At 59.9% G+C, this 16,696-nt stretch carries 13 protein-coding genes; 12 read left to right on the top strand and 1 reads right to left on the bottom strand.

Features of this window, described 5'->3' with window-relative positions; all coding sequences use genetic code 11:
• Nucleotide 1 precedes the first annotated feature (1 nt).
• From JL015_RS14705 to JL015_RS14675, 7 genes are all read left to right on the top strand, one after another.
• Nucleotides 2-1,843, top strand: coding sequence for an ABC transporter ATP-binding protein (locus JL015_RS14705; protein WP_201018955.1), 1,842 nt, complete (start codon nucleotides 2-4; stop codon nucleotides 1,841-1,843).
• Nucleotides 1,840-2,148, top strand: a complete 309-nt coding sequence (locus tag JL015_RS14700) for a (2Fe-2S)-binding protein (protein WP_201018954.1) — start codon at nucleotides 1,840-1,842, stop codon at nucleotides 2,146-2,148. Before JL015_RS14705 ends, JL015_RS14700 begins: the two co-directional genes overlap by 4 nt.
• The gene (locus tag JL015_RS14695; RefSeq protein WP_201018953.1) at nucleotides 2,130-3,536 is read left to right on the top strand and encodes an FAD/NAD(P)-dependent oxidoreductase; all 1,407 of its coding nucleotides are present in this window, start codon (nucleotides 2,130-2,132) and stop codon (nucleotides 3,534-3,536) included. Before JL015_RS14700 ends, JL015_RS14695 begins: the two co-directional genes overlap by 19 nt.
• The gene (locus tag JL015_RS14690) at nucleotides 3,533-4,687 is read left to right on the top strand and encodes an NAD(P)/FAD-dependent oxidoreductase (protein WP_201018952.1); all 1,155 of its coding nucleotides are present in this window, start codon (nucleotides 3,533-3,535) and stop codon (nucleotides 4,685-4,687) included. Before JL015_RS14695 ends, JL015_RS14690 begins: the two co-directional genes overlap by 4 nt.
• A complete protein-coding gene (gene argE, locus JL015_RS14685; protein WP_201018951.1) occupies nucleotides 4,684-5,841 on the top strand; it encodes an acetylornithine deacetylase in 1,158 nt (385 codons plus the stop codon). The genes JL015_RS14690 and argE overlap by 4 nt, the downstream gene beginning before the upstream one ends.
• A gap of 114 nt (nucleotides 5,842-5,955) precedes the next feature.
• Complete coding sequence (locus tag JL015_RS14680; protein WP_201018950.1) at nucleotides 5,956-7,413, top strand: NAD-dependent succinate-semialdehyde dehydrogenase; 1,458 nt, start codon at nucleotides 5,956-5,958, stop codon at nucleotides 7,411-7,413.
• Nucleotides 7,414-8,356: 943 nt separating this feature from the next.
• The gene (locus tag JL015_RS14675) at nucleotides 8,357-9,523 is read left to right on the top strand and encodes an AAA family ATPase (protein ID WP_201018949.1); all 1,167 of its coding nucleotides are present in this window, start codon (nucleotides 8,357-8,359) and stop codon (nucleotides 9,521-9,523) included.
• 31 nt (nucleotides 9,524-9,554) lie between these two features.
• Here JL015_RS14675 and JL015_RS14670 read toward each other — a convergent pair whose 3' ends face one another.
• Entirely contained in the window at nucleotides 9,555-10,484 is a 930-nt protein-coding gene (locus JL015_RS14670; protein WP_201018948.1) for a 2-hydroxyacid dehydrogenase, read from the bottom strand.
• 273 nt (nucleotides 10,485-10,757) lie between these two features.
• Here JL015_RS14670 and gabT point away from each other — a divergent pair, with 273 nt between their 5' ends.
• From gabT to JL015_RS14645, 5 genes are all read left to right on the top strand, one after another.
• Complete coding sequence (gene gabT, locus JL015_RS14665) at nucleotides 10,758-12,062, top strand: 4-aminobutyrate--2-oxoglutarate transaminase (RefSeq protein WP_201018947.1); 1,305 nt, start codon at nucleotides 10,758-10,760, stop codon at nucleotides 12,060-12,062.
• Between the two features lie 77 nt (nucleotides 12,063-12,139).
• On the top strand, nucleotides 12,140-12,796 hold the full coding sequence (locus tag JL015_RS14660) for an HAD family hydrolase (protein WP_201018946.1): 657 nt from the start codon (nucleotides 12,140-12,142) through the stop codon (nucleotides 12,794-12,796).
• A 46-nt stretch (nucleotides 12,797-12,842) separates the two neighbouring features.
• Nucleotides 12,843-13,331, top strand: coding sequence for an Lrp/AsnC family transcriptional regulator (locus tag JL015_RS14655; protein ID WP_002555947.1), 489 nt, complete (start codon nucleotides 12,843-12,845; stop codon nucleotides 13,329-13,331).
• 148 nt (nucleotides 13,332-13,479) lie between these two features.
• Nucleotides 13,480-14,976, top strand: coding sequence for a methyl-accepting chemotaxis protein (locus tag JL015_RS14650; protein WP_201004033.1), 1,497 nt, complete (start codon nucleotides 13,480-13,482; stop codon nucleotides 14,974-14,976).
• A 128-nt stretch (nucleotides 14,977-15,104) separates the two neighbouring features.
• Nucleotides 15,105-16,688, top strand: a complete 1,584-nt coding sequence (locus JL015_RS14645; RefSeq protein WP_201018945.1) for a methyl-accepting chemotaxis protein — start codon at nucleotides 15,105-15,107, stop codon at nucleotides 16,686-16,688.
• Nucleotides 16,689-16,696 lie beyond the last annotated feature (8 nt).

Here is a 16,696-nt window from a genome sequence, read left to right as displayed (position 1 = left end):
GATGAGTGAATTGATAAGTGTCCAAGACCTGCGGGTCGTTGCCAGTGGCGAGCAGGGCGAAATCGAGATCGTCAAAGGCGTGAGTTTCGCGTTGGAAAAAGGCGAAGTGCTGGCGCTGATCGGTGAGTCCGGTTCCGGCAAGACCACCATCGCTCTGGCGCTGCTGGGTTATGCGCGACGTGGTTGTCGTCTGGCCAGCGGCGTGGTGCAGGTCGGCGAGCACGACATGCTCAGCCTCCCGGAAAAACAGTTGCAGGGTTTACGTGGCAACCGTGTTTCCTACATTGCGCAAAGTGCTGCCGCCGCTTTCAACCCGGCCAGGAAACTGATCGATCAGGTGATCGAGGGCGCGTTGATTCATGGCCTCGGCACCCAGGCGGCGCTGGAAGCCAAGGCTATCGAGCTGTTCCGGGATCTGGCACTGCCTGACCCGGAGCAGATCGGTGAACGCTATCCGCATCAGGTGTCGGGCGGCCAGTTGCAGCGGGTCATGGCGGCCATGGCGCTGATCAGCGACCCTTTGCTGGTGATTCTCGACGAGCCCACTACGGCGCTGGACGTCACCACCCAGATCGACGTGCTACGGGCTTTCAAGCGGGTGGTGCGCGAGCGTGGCGCGACGGCGGTCTATGTCTCCCATGATCTGGCGGTTGTGGCGCAGATGGCGGATCAGATCGTGGTGCTCAACGGCGGGCAGATCATCGAAAAAAGCAGCACCACGGCGTTGCTCAAAGGCCCGGGAGAAGCCTATACCCGCAGCCTGTTGGCCGCCGCCCGGCCAGACGCTACCTTGAGCCCGGCCAGTGAGGTGGCCAAGGACAGCGTGCTGCTGACCATCAAGGGCATGACCGCCGGCTACGGCAAGAAGAACCTGCAAGGCATGCCGATGATCCGCGTGCTCGAAGACATCGACCTGACCGTGCGTCGTGGCCAGGCCATCGGCGTGATCGGTGAGTCCGGTTCGGGCAAGTCGACCCTGGCGCGTGTGGTTGCCGGTTTGCTGGACCCGGCTCGCGGCAGCCTGGTGTTCGATGGCGCTGAATTGTCCGGCACCCTGGCCGGGCGCACGGAAGACCAGTTTCGACGCATTCAGATGGTGTTCCAGAACGCCGATACCGCACTTAATCCGATGCATAGCGTGAGCACGATTCTGGCCCGACCGCTGAAGATGTACTTCGGCCTCAAGGGGCAGGCTTTGCGTCAACGCATCGACGAATTGATGGATCTGGTGCGCTTGCCCCGTGAGCTGGCCGAGCGCCGTCCCAACGAACTGTCCGGCGGGCAGAAGCAACGAATCAACCTGGCCCGCGCTCTGGCGGCCAAGCCGGACCTGATCCTCTGCGATGAAGTGACCTCGGCGCTGGATACTGTGGTCGGCGCAGCCATTCTTGAACTCCTGGGTGATCTGCGACGCGAGCTTGGGGTTTCCTATCTGTTCATCAGCCATGACATATCCACCGTCCGCGCCCTGTGCGATGACATCGTGGTGATGTACAGCGGCCACAAGGTCGAGGAGGGCAGTTGCGAGTCCTTCAGCAAGGCGCCTTTCCATCCTTACACGGACTTGCTGGTGAGTTCGGTACCAGAACTGCGCCAAGGCTGGCTGGAAGAGTGTTCTTCCACTTGTGGCAAGCTGCCGTCGATCAGTGCCCCGGCCAATAATCCGGAGCTTTGCACTTTCCTCAATCGTTGCCCGGTCCGTGTCGAGGGGCTGTGCAACAAGACTGCACCCGCTCGCCGCCAGATTGGTGGTGGCAGCGAAATCCTTTGTCATCGTGACAGCGCTGAATTGCAGGGCGCACAAGAGAACCTGAATAACGTGACCGTGGGAGCCTATGCATGAAAGGGCGTTTCGTAAGGTTGGGCGAGCGTGATCGGCCCACTGTCAGCCTGAAAGTCGATGGCTTGCCCGTCGAAGCCTTGCAGGGCGACACCCTGATGGTCGCCTTGCTGACCAAGGGCGCGGCATTACGCCAGTCCGAATTCGACTCGGGGCGTCGTGCCGGTTTCTGCCTGATGGGCGCCTGCCAGGATTGCTGGGTATGGACCCGCAGCGGCGAACGCCTGCGCGCCTGCTCCAATGAAGTCCGCGAGGGGCTTGATATCGTCACTACACAACCGGAGGCGACATGGCCACTTCACGGTTAGGCGTTGCAGATCCCAAGGCTGCCAGGGTCGTCATCATCGGTGCCGGGCCTGCCGGAACCCGCTGCGCCGAGACGCTGCTGGCGGCGGGCCTCAAGCCGGTTCTGATCGATGAAAACCGCCGTGATGGCGGGCAGATCTATCGGCGTCAGCCCGAAGGTTTCAAGCGCGACTATTCGGCACTGTATGGCACCGAAGCGCCAAAGGCCCGTGCGCTGCATGAAAGCTTCGACCGCCTGCGTTCGCAGATTGACTATCGCCCCGACACGCTGGGCTGGAACCTGACGCCCGGCCAGTTGTGCTGTGTCAGCCAGGGCCTGCATACCGTTCAGGATTTCGATGCACTGATCTTGTGTACCGGCGCCACCGACCGCCTGATGCCGATCAAGGGCTGGCAACTGGCAGGGACTTACAGCCTGGGCGGCGCGCAGATTGCCCTCAAGGCGCAGTCGGTATCCATTGGCAGCCGGGTTGTGTTCATGGGCAGCGGCCCGTTGCTGTATCTGGTCGCCAGCCAGTACGTGAAGGCCGGTGCCGAGGTGGCGGCGGTGCTCGACACTTCTCCTTTCAGCAAGCGCATCGGCGCACTGCCCAAACTGATGGCGCGTCCGGGTTTGCTGTTCAACGGCATGAAACTGCTGGCTCAGCTTTACCGCGCCAAGGTGCCGGTACACATGGGTGTTCAGCCGGAACAGATACTGGGCGACGCTCAAGAGGGCGTCAGCGGTGTGCAAGTGCGGTTGGCGAATGGCACGTCCTTGAGCGTCGAGTGCGATGCGTTGGCGCTGGGTTACCACTTGCGGCCTGAAACCCAGCTGGCCGATCTGGCGGGTTGCCAGTTGCGCTTCGATGAGGCTTCCGGGCAATGGCTGCTGGCCGTCGATGAAGAAGGCCGGACCTCGGTCAAAGGCGTCTACGCCGCAGGCGATGGCGCGAAGATTCGCGGTGCCGACGCTGCCGAGCAGGCTGGACGCCTTGCGGCGCTGGCTCTGTTGCAGGACCTGGACCTTCCCGTGGACCAGGCGCTTCAGGCCGGGGTGCGCAAGGACCTTGAAGTCATGGATCGCTTTCGTGTCGGTCTGGCCGAGGCCTTTCCGTGGCCAGCGGCCCAGGCTCAGGCATTGCCCGATGATGCGATTGTCTGCCGCTGCGAGATGATCAGTGCTGGTGAGTTGCGGGGTGTCGTTCGCCAGAAAGGCGCCTGCGAGGTCAACCGCGCCAAGGCGTTCAGCCGGGTCGGCATGGGGCGCTGCCAAGGGCGTTACTGCTCCCAGGCGGGCGCTGAAGTGATCGCCGCCGCTGCGGGCGTGCCGGTCGAACAGGTGGGGCGTCAGCGTGGGCAGGCTCCGGTCAAACCCTTGTCCATGCTCACAGATGAGGTGGTGTCATGAAGCAGCCGAAAGTCGATGTGCTGATTATTGGCGGTGGAATCATGGGCTCGGCTTCGGCCTTTTTCCTGCGCCAGCGCGGCCAGTCGGTGACCTTGCTGGAGCGCGACATGATCGGCCAGTACGCCAGTGGCGTTAACTTTGGCAATGTCCGCCGTCAGGGTCGTTTCCTCGGCCAGTTGGAGTTGTCCAACCGCTCCTGGGCATTGTGGAAGCGCTTGCCGGAACTGATCGATGACGACCTGGAGTTCATTCCCTCGGGGCACATGCGTGTCTGCTACCGCGAAGACGAGATCCCGGAGCTGGAAGCCTATGCCGCCGCGCCCGAAGCCCGCGAGCTGGATCTGCAGATCTACAGCGGCAAGGAGTTGCATGAGCGCTTCCCGTTCCTGGGGCCTGACGTGAAAGGCGGTTCCTACGCGCCCCACGACGGTCACGCCAACCCGCGTCTGGCTGCGCCGGCCTTTGCCCGTGCAGCGATTCGGGCTGGCGCGCGCATCGAGGAGCGGACTGAGGTCGCCCATGTGCAAAAGGTCGGGAGCGAGTTTGAAGTCACCACCACCGATGGCCGGGTCTTTACCGCCGACAACCTGCTGATTACTGCTGGCGCCTGGGGCCAGAAGCTGTCCGAACAGTTCGGTGAGCCAGTCCCGCTGGACACCCACGGCCCGCAAATGGCTGTGACCGAACCTGTGCCTTACGCCCTGCCGACAGTGATTGGCGTGTACACGAAGATTGCCCACGAAGTGATCTATTTCCGGCAGATCCCGCGGGGCAACATCATCATCGGCGGTGGCTTTCGCAGCAAACCGGACATGATCAACCGAAAGGCCTATGTCGAGCCGCGCAGCATCATCAATCAGGTGCAGCAGATGCGCCGGTTGCTGCCGGGCGTGGGCAACCTGAACATCATTCGGGTGTGGAGCGGCATCGAAGGCTATACGCCGGATTCGTTGCCGGTCATGGGCCGCAGCGGCGCGGTGGACGGGTTGTTCTATGCTTTCGGCTTCTGCGGTCACGGCTTCCAGCTCGGTCCGGGCGTGGGTGACGTGATGGCTGAATTGATCAGCACTGGCAGTACCTCCACCTCTATCAGCCCCTTCGACATTCGCCGTTTTGCCATGGTGAACGAGCAAGCGAGTAAAGCCTCATGACGCCCCGCGCACTGGAAATCCTCAAGCGACTGATTGCCTTCGATACGGTGTCGTCGGAGCCGAACATGGCCCTGATCGAATACGTTCGCGACCTGCTGGCGAGCAAAGGCATCGAGTCATTGATCGTCAAGGACGAGACGGGCAAGAAAGCCAACCTGTTTGCCAGCACCGGTCCGCGTGACCAGCCGGGTGTGTTGCTGTCTGGCCATACCGACGTAGTGCCCGCCGCCGGGCAGGCCTGGACCGTGCCGCCGTTTGAGGCGACGGTACGTGACGGGCGGATTTATGGCCGTGGGACCTGCGACATGAAGGGCTTCATTGCCCTGGCCATCGACGCCATGCTCGATGCGGCGGACATGACGTTGACTCGACCGCTGCAACTGGCTTTGTCCCACGATGAAGAAATTGGCTGTGTCGGCGTGCGGCGTTTACTGGATGTCTTGCATCTGGCGCCGCTGCGGCCCTTTCTGTGTGTGGTGGGTGAGCCGACCATGATGCAGTTCGCCATCGGCCATAAAGGCAAAAGCTCCTACCGGACCTTTTGTCGTGGCCAGGAAGCGCATTCCTCGCTGGCACCGCGCGCGGTCAATGCGATTCATCTGGCCAGTGATTTCATTGCCGAGCTGCGCAAGAGTCAGGCGCTGATCGAACAGCAGGGCTCGCGGGACGACGGCTATGACATTCCTTACAGCACCGTGCATATCGGCCGTATCGACGGCGGCAAGGCGCTGAATATCGTGCCGAACCTCTGCACGCTTGAGTTCGAGTACCGCAATTTGCCGGGTGATGACCCGGATCTGTTGCTGGCGCAGTTGCGTGAGCAGGCCGAAGTGCTGGTGCGCGAGGCCAAGCAGTTGTCCGGCGTGGCGGACATCGAGATTGAAATCATGAACGAATACCCGGCGCTGGAGACGCACCCAAGCGTTGAGGCCGTGCGCCTGTTGCATGCCTTCGCCGAGCCGGGCACGCAGCACATCAAGGTTTCGTATGGCACTGAAGGTGGTTTGTTCGCGGGGCGACTCAATGTACCGGTGGTGGTGTGTGGGCCGGGTTCCATCGAGCAGGCGCACAAGCCCGACGAGTTTATCGATGTAAGCCAGATGACGGCAGGCGAGCGCTTTTTGCAGAACCTGTTGGGCTCGTTGAAGCAGTAGAGGCTGCCGTGAGAGGGCGAATTTCAGCATCCGACGCTGCTGGTTCGCCGCTTTCAGCATCCTGGACTGTGGCGGCTGCTTAGACTGGCAGTCATCCCGGAACAGGACTCGATCATGCTCAAGAATCAGTTGAAAGACCCCAGCCTGCTGGTAGAACGCGCTTACGTCGATGGGCAGTGGATTGCCGCCGATGACGGCGCAACCTTGACTGTGACAGACCCGGCGACGGGCGAAAGTCTGGCGCTGGTGCCGGCCCTGAACGGTGCCGAGACACGGCGCGCCATCGAAGCTGCCGAGCGTGCCTGGCCAGCCTGGCGGGCACGTCCTGCCGCCGAGCGTGCCGTGTTGCTGGAGCGCTGGTGTCAGGCCATGCTCGACAACCTTGAGGACCTGGCGCTGATCATGACCCTTGAGCAGGGCAAGCCGCTCAACGAGTCCCGTGGTGAAATCCGCTATGGCGCCAGTTTCGTCAAATGGTTCGCTGAAGAGGCGCGCCGCTCTTATGGCGAAACCATCCCCACGCCCAGTGCCGACCGTCGCTTGATGACCCTCAAGCAACCCGTGGGTGTCTGCGCTGCGATCACGCCCTGGAACTTCCCCAACGCAATGATCACCCGCAAATGCGCCCCGGCATTGGCAGCGGGTTGTCCGATTATCGTCAAACCGTCGGACCTGACGCCGTTGTCTGCTTTAGCGCTGGCGGTGTTGGCCGAGCGCGTGGGGATTCCCGCAGGCGTGTTCAACGTCATTACCGGGTTACCCACCGGCATTGGCGAAGAACTGACCGGCAACCCGGCAGTGCGCAAGATTTCCTTTACCGGCTCGACGCCTGTGGGTCGTCTGCTGATGCGCCAGAGCGCCGAGCACATCAAGCGCCTGAGCCTGGAACTGGGCGGCAATGCGCCGTTTATCGTGTTCGACGATGCCGATCTGGAGCAGGCTGTGGCGGGCATCATGCTCAGCAAATTCCGTAATGCCGGGCAGACCTGCGTCTGCGCCAACCGCATTCTGGTGCAGAACGGTATCTATGACCGCTTTGCCCAACGGCTGGTGGAAGAAGTCGCCAAGCTCAAGGTCGGTAACGGACTGGAGGAGGGTGTCACCATTGGGCCGCTGATCAACACGGCGGCAGTGAACAAGGTTGCCCGACATATCGACGATGCCCTGAGCCAGGGCGCGAAGCTGCTGTACGGTGGTCTTCCGGATGGCGATAACCAGTTCGTGCAACCGACCGTGCTGGGCGATACCCATGCCGGAATGCTGCTGGCGAACGAAGAAACCTTCGGCCCGGTTGCCCCGCTGATGCGCTTTACCGACGAAGCCGAGGCGCTGGCCCTGGCCAACGCCACGCCGTATGGGCTGGGTGCTTATTACTTCACCCAGGACCTGCGCCGCTCATGGCGTTTCGGTGAGGCGCTGGAGTTCGGCATGGTCGGGCTCAATACCGGGATCATTTCCATGGAGGTCGCGCCTTTCGGCGGGATCAAACAGTCAGGCCTGGGCCGCGAAGGCTCCAGCTACGGGCTGGACGAATATCTGGAAGTGAAGGCGTTTCATGTGGGCGGGTTGTAGGCCTGATACCGATCAGTGAAGGGATGGCTGTCGCTCCACCAGCGCATTGGCCGTTCCCGTATCTGGCAGGCACAAACGGGTTGGATTGTCAGGGAAGTTTCATGCAGAAGATATGGATTGGTCTTTCGGAATCGTCACATTTTTTGAGCTGCACCCATCGTGGGAGGGAGCTTGCTCGCGACGAGGCCGGTGAAGTCAGCACACATTTCAGCGCCCGAAAGATGGCTTCGCGGCTGAAGCCACTCCTACCGGGTTTGCGGTGATTCACGAATACGTCAGGCCCCAACCTCAGAAACCCGCAGAAGTGTTTCTTCGAGTTTGATGGGTGGATCGGGGGTTACTTTTAACATGATGAAACTCCTACACATTCCGGAGCCATCTCTTGCCGTTTCCACACGACAAAAGGTGGCAGCTATGAACGGGGTGGAAAACCAGGCTGTAGGCACCCGGCCAGACCGAAGTCTGCCCGCACATAGCCGCCATAGTGCACTCGCCGATTACATATCCGGCAAGCAACTTGGTGACGCTTGTGCGCCTACAGAAAAGAACAGGTTTCCACACCCGATCGCTGATTTTGCAGCGACGGAGCGCAGACTAGTTCCCGGATCTGGCAGGCACAAGCGGGTTGGATTGTCAGGGAAGTTTCATGCAGAAGATACGGATTGGTCTTTCGGAATCGTCACATTTTTTGAGCTGCACCCATCGTGGGAGGGAGCTTGCTCGCGACGAGGCCGGTGAAGTCAGCACACATTTCAGCACCCGAAAGATGGCTTCGCGGCTGAAGCTACTTCTACCGGATTTGCGGTGATTCTGTGGATACCTTCAATGAAGTCGCCAGCATGCTGCTTCCCATAAAGTACTTCTACAGATCAGAACACCGGTTGCAGTGCTGCAGACCGGTGGGCGATAGTGCGGCTCCATGGACTCAGGAGCTGCTTCACCGATGCTGAAAACTCTGGCCGTTGCCAACTATCGTTCGATCAATAATCTGGTTGTGCCCTTGGGGAGGCTCAACCTTGTTACGGGTGATAACGGGAGTGGCAAGTCCAATCTCTACAAGGCTTTGCGGCTATTGGCGGAGACGGCTCAAGGCGGTGTGGTGGAAGCCTTGGCCCATGAAGGTGGACTGGACTCGACCTGGTGGGCCGGTCCTGAAGTGGTCAGCCAGCGCATGAAAAAGGGCGAAGTGCCTCTAGAGGCATCCGTGCGTCGAGAGGCAAAGCGCCTGCGCCTGGGGTTTGCCACCGAGGACTTCGGTTTTGCCATTTCCCTGGGTTTGCCGGAACCACTGCCGTATCCCACCGCTTTCATGCTGGACCCGGAGATCAAGCGGGAATGCATCTGGGCCGGGCCGTTGTACCGGCCGGCTTCCCTGCTGGTGGATCGCAAGGGGCCTATGATCCGTGCACGTCAGGGCCGGGAATGGGACATCCTCCAGCAACATGGGCAGCCGTTCGACAGCCTGTTCGCTCAACTGGGCAGCCCGAGAAATTTTGCTGAAATCGCCGAAATGCGTACGCTCATAAAGGGCTGGCGTTTCTACGACCATTTCCGCATAGATCGGGATGCCCCGGTTCGCCAGCCACAATTGGGTACCCGCACACCGGTGCTGCATCACGATGGGCGCAATCTGGCGGCGGCCTTGCAGACCATCATCGAAGTGGGCGAAGTGGAGGATTTACAGCCAGCACTTACCGATGCATTTCCCGGAACCCGTCTGGAAATCGACGCCACGCCGGGAGGTTTGTTCAGCTTGCTCCTTCATCAGCACGGGCTGCTTCGACCGCTGACGGCGGCTGAGCTTTCGGATGGAACGCTGCGTTATCTGCTGCTCATGGCCGCACTGTTGACACCGCGACCACCGTCGATGATGGTCTTGAACGAGCCGGAAACCAGCCTGCATGTCGACCTGTTGCCCGCCCTGGCGCGATTGATTATCCGCGCCTCGGAGCGTTGTCAGGTCTGGGTGGTGTCTCACTCAAGCATCCTGATAAGAGAGCTGAGCCGCCATGAAGACTGCCAGAAAATCGTCCTGCAAAAGACCTTGGGCCAGACCGAAGTGCAAGGCCAGAGGCCATTGGATGCACCCGCGTGGCATTGGCATGATTAAGGTTGTGTGGGGGTGAATTCATTCGCCAAGGCTAATACCCCTGCCCGCGATCCACTTGCCCCTCCATCGGCTCGCCTCTTTCAAAGCGCCGAATGTTTTCCAGCAGCCCCGCAAACGCGCTTTCCGGTTGGGTCATGGCAGCGATGTGGGGGGTCAGCAGGATCTTCGGGTGTTTCCAGAACGGGTGATCGGTTGCTGCCGGTTCCTTTTGCAGCACATCCAGCACGGCTGCGCTGAGCTGGCCGCTGTCCAGCGCCTCCAGCAGGTCGTCCTCCACCAGATGCTTGCCGCGACCCATATTGATCAGCGCCGCGCCCTGCGGCAGGTGCTTGAACAGGTCGCGATTGAGGATGCCTTCGGTCTGTTCTGTCAGGGGCAGCACGCACAGCAGGATGTCGCATTGCGTCAGGAAAGCAGGTAGTTGTTCGGTGCCAGCATGGCAGTCGACGCCTTCGATACGATGCTCGCTGCGTGCCCAGCCTGACAGGGCAAAACCAAAGCCTTTCAGGCTCGACAGAATGTGCTGCGCTTGCAACCCGAGCCCCATGACCCCGATGCGCCTTTTATGAGCCGGGATCAGTGGATGAGCCTGCCAACGGCCTTCGATCTGCTGTTGACGATAGCGCAGCATTTCACGATGCAGGCTCAGCACGGCGAAGCAGGCGTATTCGCACATGCCCTGACTGATGCCGGGGTCCAGCAGGCGCACCACTGGCAGTGATTGCGGGATACGGCTCAGGTCCAGTTGATCCACACCGGCTGACAAGGCGAACAGCACCTTGAGATTGGGCAGCACCTGTTCCAGATCATCGGGAGCCAGCCAGGCCGCCAGATAGTGGATGTCCTGCGGGTCGCCAATGTCCGGCCATGCGCGCCATTCGATATCGGGAGCATGCTCGGCAAACAAGGCTTTCCAGCGTTCGCCGCGGGCAGGATCGGCTTTATAGAGCAGGGCGGGCATGGGCATTTCCTGAGCGTGAAAGTGGGCCTCCATCATGCCTCAAGGCTGGAGCAGGATCTGTTGAAAGAGGCACCGCAAAGGGGCGGCTCAGCCTGTAAACAGGGCGTTGCGCGGCAGATTGCATGGCCAGAAGGAATCTGCCGTTTGCAAGGGTGAAAACAGTGGATATGGGCATCTGAGACGGCAAGTTCGGCTTAGATCGTTTCGCTGAACGCTTAACCTGAACAACATCGCAACCACCTGCCGGTTGCCCGGTCCACTACAGGTAAAGTCATGAATAGCAAAGTCGACGAAACACCTCATCTGCTCCGTCAGCGCGATCAGTTCGTACCCCGTGGTGTGGTCACCGCTCACCCGTTGGTCATCGAGCGCGCCCAGGGTTCCGAATTGTGGGATGTCGATGGCAAGCGTTATCTGGACTTCGTTGGCGGCATCGGTGTGTTGAACATCGGCCACAACCATCCCAATGTCGTCAAAGCGGTGCAGGGCCAGCTGGAGAAGGTCACCCATGCCTGCTTTCAGGTCGTTGCCTATCAGCCCTATCTTGATCTGGCCAGGCGCCTGAGCAATCTGGTGGCAGGTGAAAGTGCTATCGAGCACAAGGCGGTGTTCTTCACCTCCGGTGCCGAAGCGGTCGAGAATGCTGTGAAGATCGCCCGTGCCCACACCAATCGCCCGGCGATCATCTCGTTTCGTGGCGGTTTCCATGGCCGCACCTTGCTGGGCACGACCCTGACCGGGATGAGCCAGCCGTACAAACAAAACTTCGGCCCTCTGGCACCTGAAGTGTTCCACACCCCGTATCCCAACGAATACCGTGGTTTCACCAGCGAAATGGCCCTGGCCGCGCTGCATGAGTTGCTGGCCACGCAGGTTGCGCCGGATCGCGTGGCAGCCATCATCATCGAGCCTGTGCAGGGCGATGGTGGTTTTCTGAGCGCGCCGGTGGCGTTTCTCAAAGCGCTGCGTGCCCTGACCGAGCAACACGGCATTGTCCTGATTCTCGATGAAATCCAGACCGGTTTCGGCCGGACCGGCAAATGGTTCGGCTTCCAGCACGCAGGCATTCAGCCCGATCTGGTCACGGTCGCCAAAAGCCTGGCTGGCGGCTTGCCGCTGTCGGGTGTGGTCGGCCGTGCCGGGATCATGGATGCACCGCTTCCGGGCGGCCTGGGTGGCACATACGGCGGCAACGCTCTGGCCTGCGCCGCAGCGCTGGCGGTGATCGATACCTACGAGCAGGAAGAACTGCTGGAGCGTGGCGAACAACTGGGGCAATACCTGCGTGCCGGCCTGCTCAAGCTGCAGTCCCGTTATTCCTGCATTGGCGACGTACGCGGCCCCGGTTTCATGCTGGCGATGGAAATCGTCAAGGACGACGCCGAGCGCAGCCCGGACGCGGACCTCAATCAGCAACTGATCGATCAGGCTCGCGTCGGCGGCCTGCTGGTCATCAAGTGCGGCGTTTATCGCAACGTCTTGCGCTTCCTCGCGCCGCTGGTGACGACTGAGGCTCAGATCGATGAAGCCTTGACCATCCTCGATGCTGCCTTGGCACGAGTATTGAAGTCCAAGTAGTCGCTCAAGCCTGGTCGCGCAGATATGCACACTGCGCGGCCGTTGGGACTGAATGTTTAATGGAGGCTTGACCTGTCATGGGGCTGACTGATTACCGAGCACTGTTGATCGACTGCGATGAAGTTCTGGTGGACCGTGATTCCGGTGTCTGGTCGGCGTTGCAGCCATTGTTGGAGCACAGCGCTGAAAAACCCGACAAGGAGCAGGTGCTGGCGGCATTCAGTGAGGTGGTGAGTGCGCTTTATCCGCGTTTTGGCGAGCTGGGTTTCAGCGGTTTGCTGTGTTTTGCCCATCGCCAGTTGTCCGAGCGTTTCGGTGCCCGGGCCACGTGGGAGGAGGGTATGGCTTTCGCGCGGTCAGTGGCCACCTGGACCTTGTTCGAGGATGCGCCGGGTGCCATGTTGTACCTGCGCAAGTTTTACCGGTTGCTGGTTTATGCCGATCGCGATGCACAGGATCGAAATGCCTTGTGCGAGCGTTTGGGGCTGGAGCCCGACAGCTTGTTGTCGCTGACCACTCATCCGCTGGATGATACGAGCTGGCTGGCCGGGATGGATCTGGCCCCCAGTGAAACCTTGCTGGTGTCCCGGCCTCCGGCGTCAGCGCTGGGCAACGGCGGCCTGTGTCTGATCCGTCGCAACCGTGCCGAACATCGCCAGCCTTGCACTGCCGATCTGTGCATCAACAGCATGGCTGACCTGGTGGCGCAGCATCAGCTGTCTTTAAGGCGCTGATTTTGCTAGAAGAGAGCTTTGGTGAATGGCAATCAAGAGGTAGGTGATGGAAGGCTTGGTCAAACTGGATCGGATTGATATCAACATCCTGGTCGAGCTCCAGAAAGACGGTCGCATGACCAACGTCAGTCTGGCAGACGCTGTCGGGCTATCTGCCAGCCCTTGCCTGCAACGGGTCAAACGTCTCGAATCAGCCGGTTATATTTCCAGCTACAAGGCCCACCTGAATCTCGCGAAGATCACCGAATCGGTCACGGTCTTCACAGAAATTTCCCTCAGCGACCACAAGCGCGAAGACTTTGCCAAGTTCGAAGCCAATATCCGTCACGTGGATGAAGTGCTCGAATGCCACCTGATCAGTGGCGGTTACGACTATCTGGTGCGCTTCATGACCCGCAGTATTCAGCACTATCAGGAAGTGATCGAAGAGCTGCTGGACAAGAATATCGGCATTTCCAAGTACTTCAGCTACATCGTCATCAAGTCACCGGTCATGAAGGACGGTGTGCCTTTACGCAAGCTTTTGCGTCACTGATGGCTAAACGCCAATAACACAGTTGCGCAAGATCACCGATTTGACACATTCTCTGCGTGTCTTCGAGTCATCCTATGACTTGGCCGGGCTTTTGCTCGTCCATGATGCTGGCTGTCTGTTGTTTGGTCCTCTCATAAGGAAGTGTTTGATGCTTTCAGCTCCTCGTTTTCTTGAGCATTACCGCAAGGCCGACCGCATCATGCTTGGCTTGATCTGGCTGCTGTTTGTGTATTCAGTCGGTCTGGCGTTCTGGCACGACACCTTTACCCAGGCAATGGTGGTGGGCGGTGGCACTGCCTTGGTGCTGACGGCACTGTATCGCGCCATTGGCGGGACCCGATTGATGCGCTGCTGTTTTGGCGTCGGCCTGATGGTCATGGCCGCACTGCATATCAATCAGGCTCAAGGGGTGGTGGAAATCCACTTCGGTATCTTTGTCTTCCTGGCCGTGCTGACCTTCTACCGCGACTGGCTGCCTATCCTGGTTGCGGCCGCAGTCATCGCCGTTCATCACGTGGTATTCCACGCTTTGCAGCATTCGGGGTTCCCGGTGTATGTCATGCACCATGCCGGTGGCTGGGGCATGGTCATGGTGCATGCGGTCTACGTGGTGGTTGAAACGGTAATCCTGATGTACCTCGCCGTCCAGAATCAGGCCGAGGCTGTCGAGAATCAGGACATGCTCGACAAGATGCTCGCCACTGCCTCGCAGCTCACGACTGAAACAAAGGCTGACGAACGGGCAGGCAAGCATGTTTCCCTTACCCAGCGCTTCGAGAGTTTCCTGTCACAGATCACCGGGCTTGTGGATGGCGTGGTGCGCGACACACGCGGCCTGGGCGAGCTGGGTCATGATCTGGCCAGGGCCAGCGGCACGCTGGAAACCGGTGCTCAGCATCAACTGAGTGAAATTGCCCGCATGACCGATGCGATGCAGCGCATGGGCGATGCCATGAACGATATTTCAGGGCATGTCGCACAGGCGGTGCAACGGGCTGGCGATGCCCGCGAACAGGTTGCGCACGGACGTGAAAGCGTTGACCGGGCACAAAGCGAAATCACCCGACTGGCTGAGCGTATCAATACCACCGACGAAACCGTGCAGGCCCTTGCCGAGCAGTCGGAGCAGGTCGGCAAAGTGTTGGACGTGATCGGTAGCATTGCTGAGCAGACCAACCTGCTGGCACTCAATGCCGCCATCGAAGCCGCACGCGCTGGCGAGCAGGGTCGCGGTTTTGCCGTCGTGGCCGATGAGGTCCGCAACCTGGCCCAGCGCACGGCGTCGTCGACCAAGGAAATTCAGGGCATCATTCATGGCCTGCAACAAGGCAGCCGCGAAGCCGCCACGGCCATGCAGGACAGCCTTGAAGGTGTCGAGCGCTGCGTCGAGAACAGCCAGCGGGCATCCGAATCATTGCGTGCCGTGGGCGACGGCATTGGTCATATCACCCAACTGAACGGTTTGATTGCTACCACCACCGATGAGCAATCCACCGCCAGTCGCGAAATCGCCGACCAACTGCGCTCGGTGCAAAGCATCGCCGAAGATACCGCCGCCAACATCGACGTACTGTCGCAAAGCAGCCAACGCCTGCCTCCTTTGGCAGTGCGTCTTGAGGCATTGGGGAAGACATTTCACAGGTAGGGTGAAGGGGGGCGCCTGCCTGTACGGGTTTTACCGGACACAAACAGAATCAACTCCAGAGTTTACAGGGAACTGTGATTGCCCTAGGGACACTCATCAGCACTTAAACGTTCTCGGAGTGCTCTGAAATGTTCAATTGGCTCGCACTTGTACTGGGCAATATCAGCGTCAGATCGAAACTGACTCTGGGCTTTGTAAGCGTTTTGTTGTTGACGACTCTGATAGCGGCTTTCAGTTGGGTGGAGATCAATATCCTGCGTGAACGAGGCCAAAAGCTGACGGCCATCGCAGAGCTCAATGAGATTGTGCGTGACATGCGCATTGGGCGTTTGAGCTACACGATTGAAGCCAGTGCGGACCGCGCCGCAGCAGTACTCAGCACGAACGAAAGTCTGGAAGCTCATTATCAAGATATCCGCGGGATGTTTCACAGCCCTTCGGATCTGAAACTGCTCAGCCAAGGCGTGGAGTCGAGCAGACGCTATCGCCTTCACTTCCAGGATTTTGTTCAGGCCACCCAGGCCCACGATGAGGCGAAAGCCAGAAAGGCGCAGGATGGCTTGAATACAGAGGTTGCCAACCTGTTCGAGGACAGCAGGCAACTGCATATCAGCCAGACCACCAAACGCGATAACGATGTCGATCAGGCCAAGAATCTTCTGGTTGCTGCCGCGATTTTTGCGCTCATTCTCGGTGCGTTGGCAGCCTGGCTCATCACCCGTCTGATCGTTGGCCCACTGAAGGAAACCCTGCTCGCTGCCGAAAGGGTGGCAGCCGGTGACCTGAGCGTCGATATCACGGCCAATCGCAAGGATGAACTTGGCCTTCTGCAAGCCAGCATGCAGCGCATGACAGTCAACCTGCGTGAGTTGATTGGTGGCATTCGCGATGGCGTCGTGCAATTGGCCAGCGCTTCGGAGCAGCTCTCGGCGGTCACCGAGCAAACCACTGCCGGGGTTACCAGCCAGAAGAGCGAGACGGATCAGGTCGCGGTTGCCATGAACGAAATGGCCGCCACTGTTCAGGAAGTGGCCCGTAATGCCGAGGACGCTTCCAACGCAGCCATCGCAGCCCATGACGAGGCCCGTAAAAGCGATGAGGTCGTGCTTCAGGCGATTGACCAGATCGGGCGCCTGGCAGAAGAAGTCCATCACTCGACCGACGCAATGAACGACCTGAGCCGCGAAAGCGACAAGATCGGCACGGTGCTGGATGTGATCAAGTCGGTCGCCCAACAGACCAATCTTCTTGCCCTCAACGCCGCTATCGAAGCGGCTCGTGCAGGCGAAGCCGGTCGTGGTTTTGCCGTGGTCGCTGACGAAGTCCGCAGCCTGGCTCAGCGCACTCAAGCCTCTACAGAAGAAATCGAAGGGCTGGTCAGCAGCCTGCAGAACGGCACCCAGAAAGTGGCGACGATTCTCGATAACAGCCTTTCCCTGACCAAAAGCAGTGTGGAACTGACTCGTCGTGCCGGCACCTCATTGATGAGCATCAGTCGCTCTGTTTCCACCGTCGAGCAGATGAACACCCAGATCGCCGCAGCCGCCGAACAACAGAGCATTGTCGCCGACGAAATCAACCGTCGCGTGGTGAACGTGCGGGTGATCTCGGAGCAGACTTTCGTCGCCAGCGGCGAAACCGCGATGTCCAGCACCGAACTGGCAAGGCTGGGCGGCAGCCTTCAGGCGAGTGTGGGTCGGTTCAAGTTTTGAGGTGACCT

This window comes from Pseudomonas cichorii, from assembly GCF_015471405.1.
Lineage (GTDB): Bacteria > Pseudomonadota > Gammaproteobacteria > Pseudomonadales > Pseudomonadaceae > Aquipseudomonas > Aquipseudomonas serbiensis.
The sequence above is the reverse complement of the archived record's forward strand: the minus strand, read 5'-3'. Positions and strand labels throughout refer to the sequence as shown.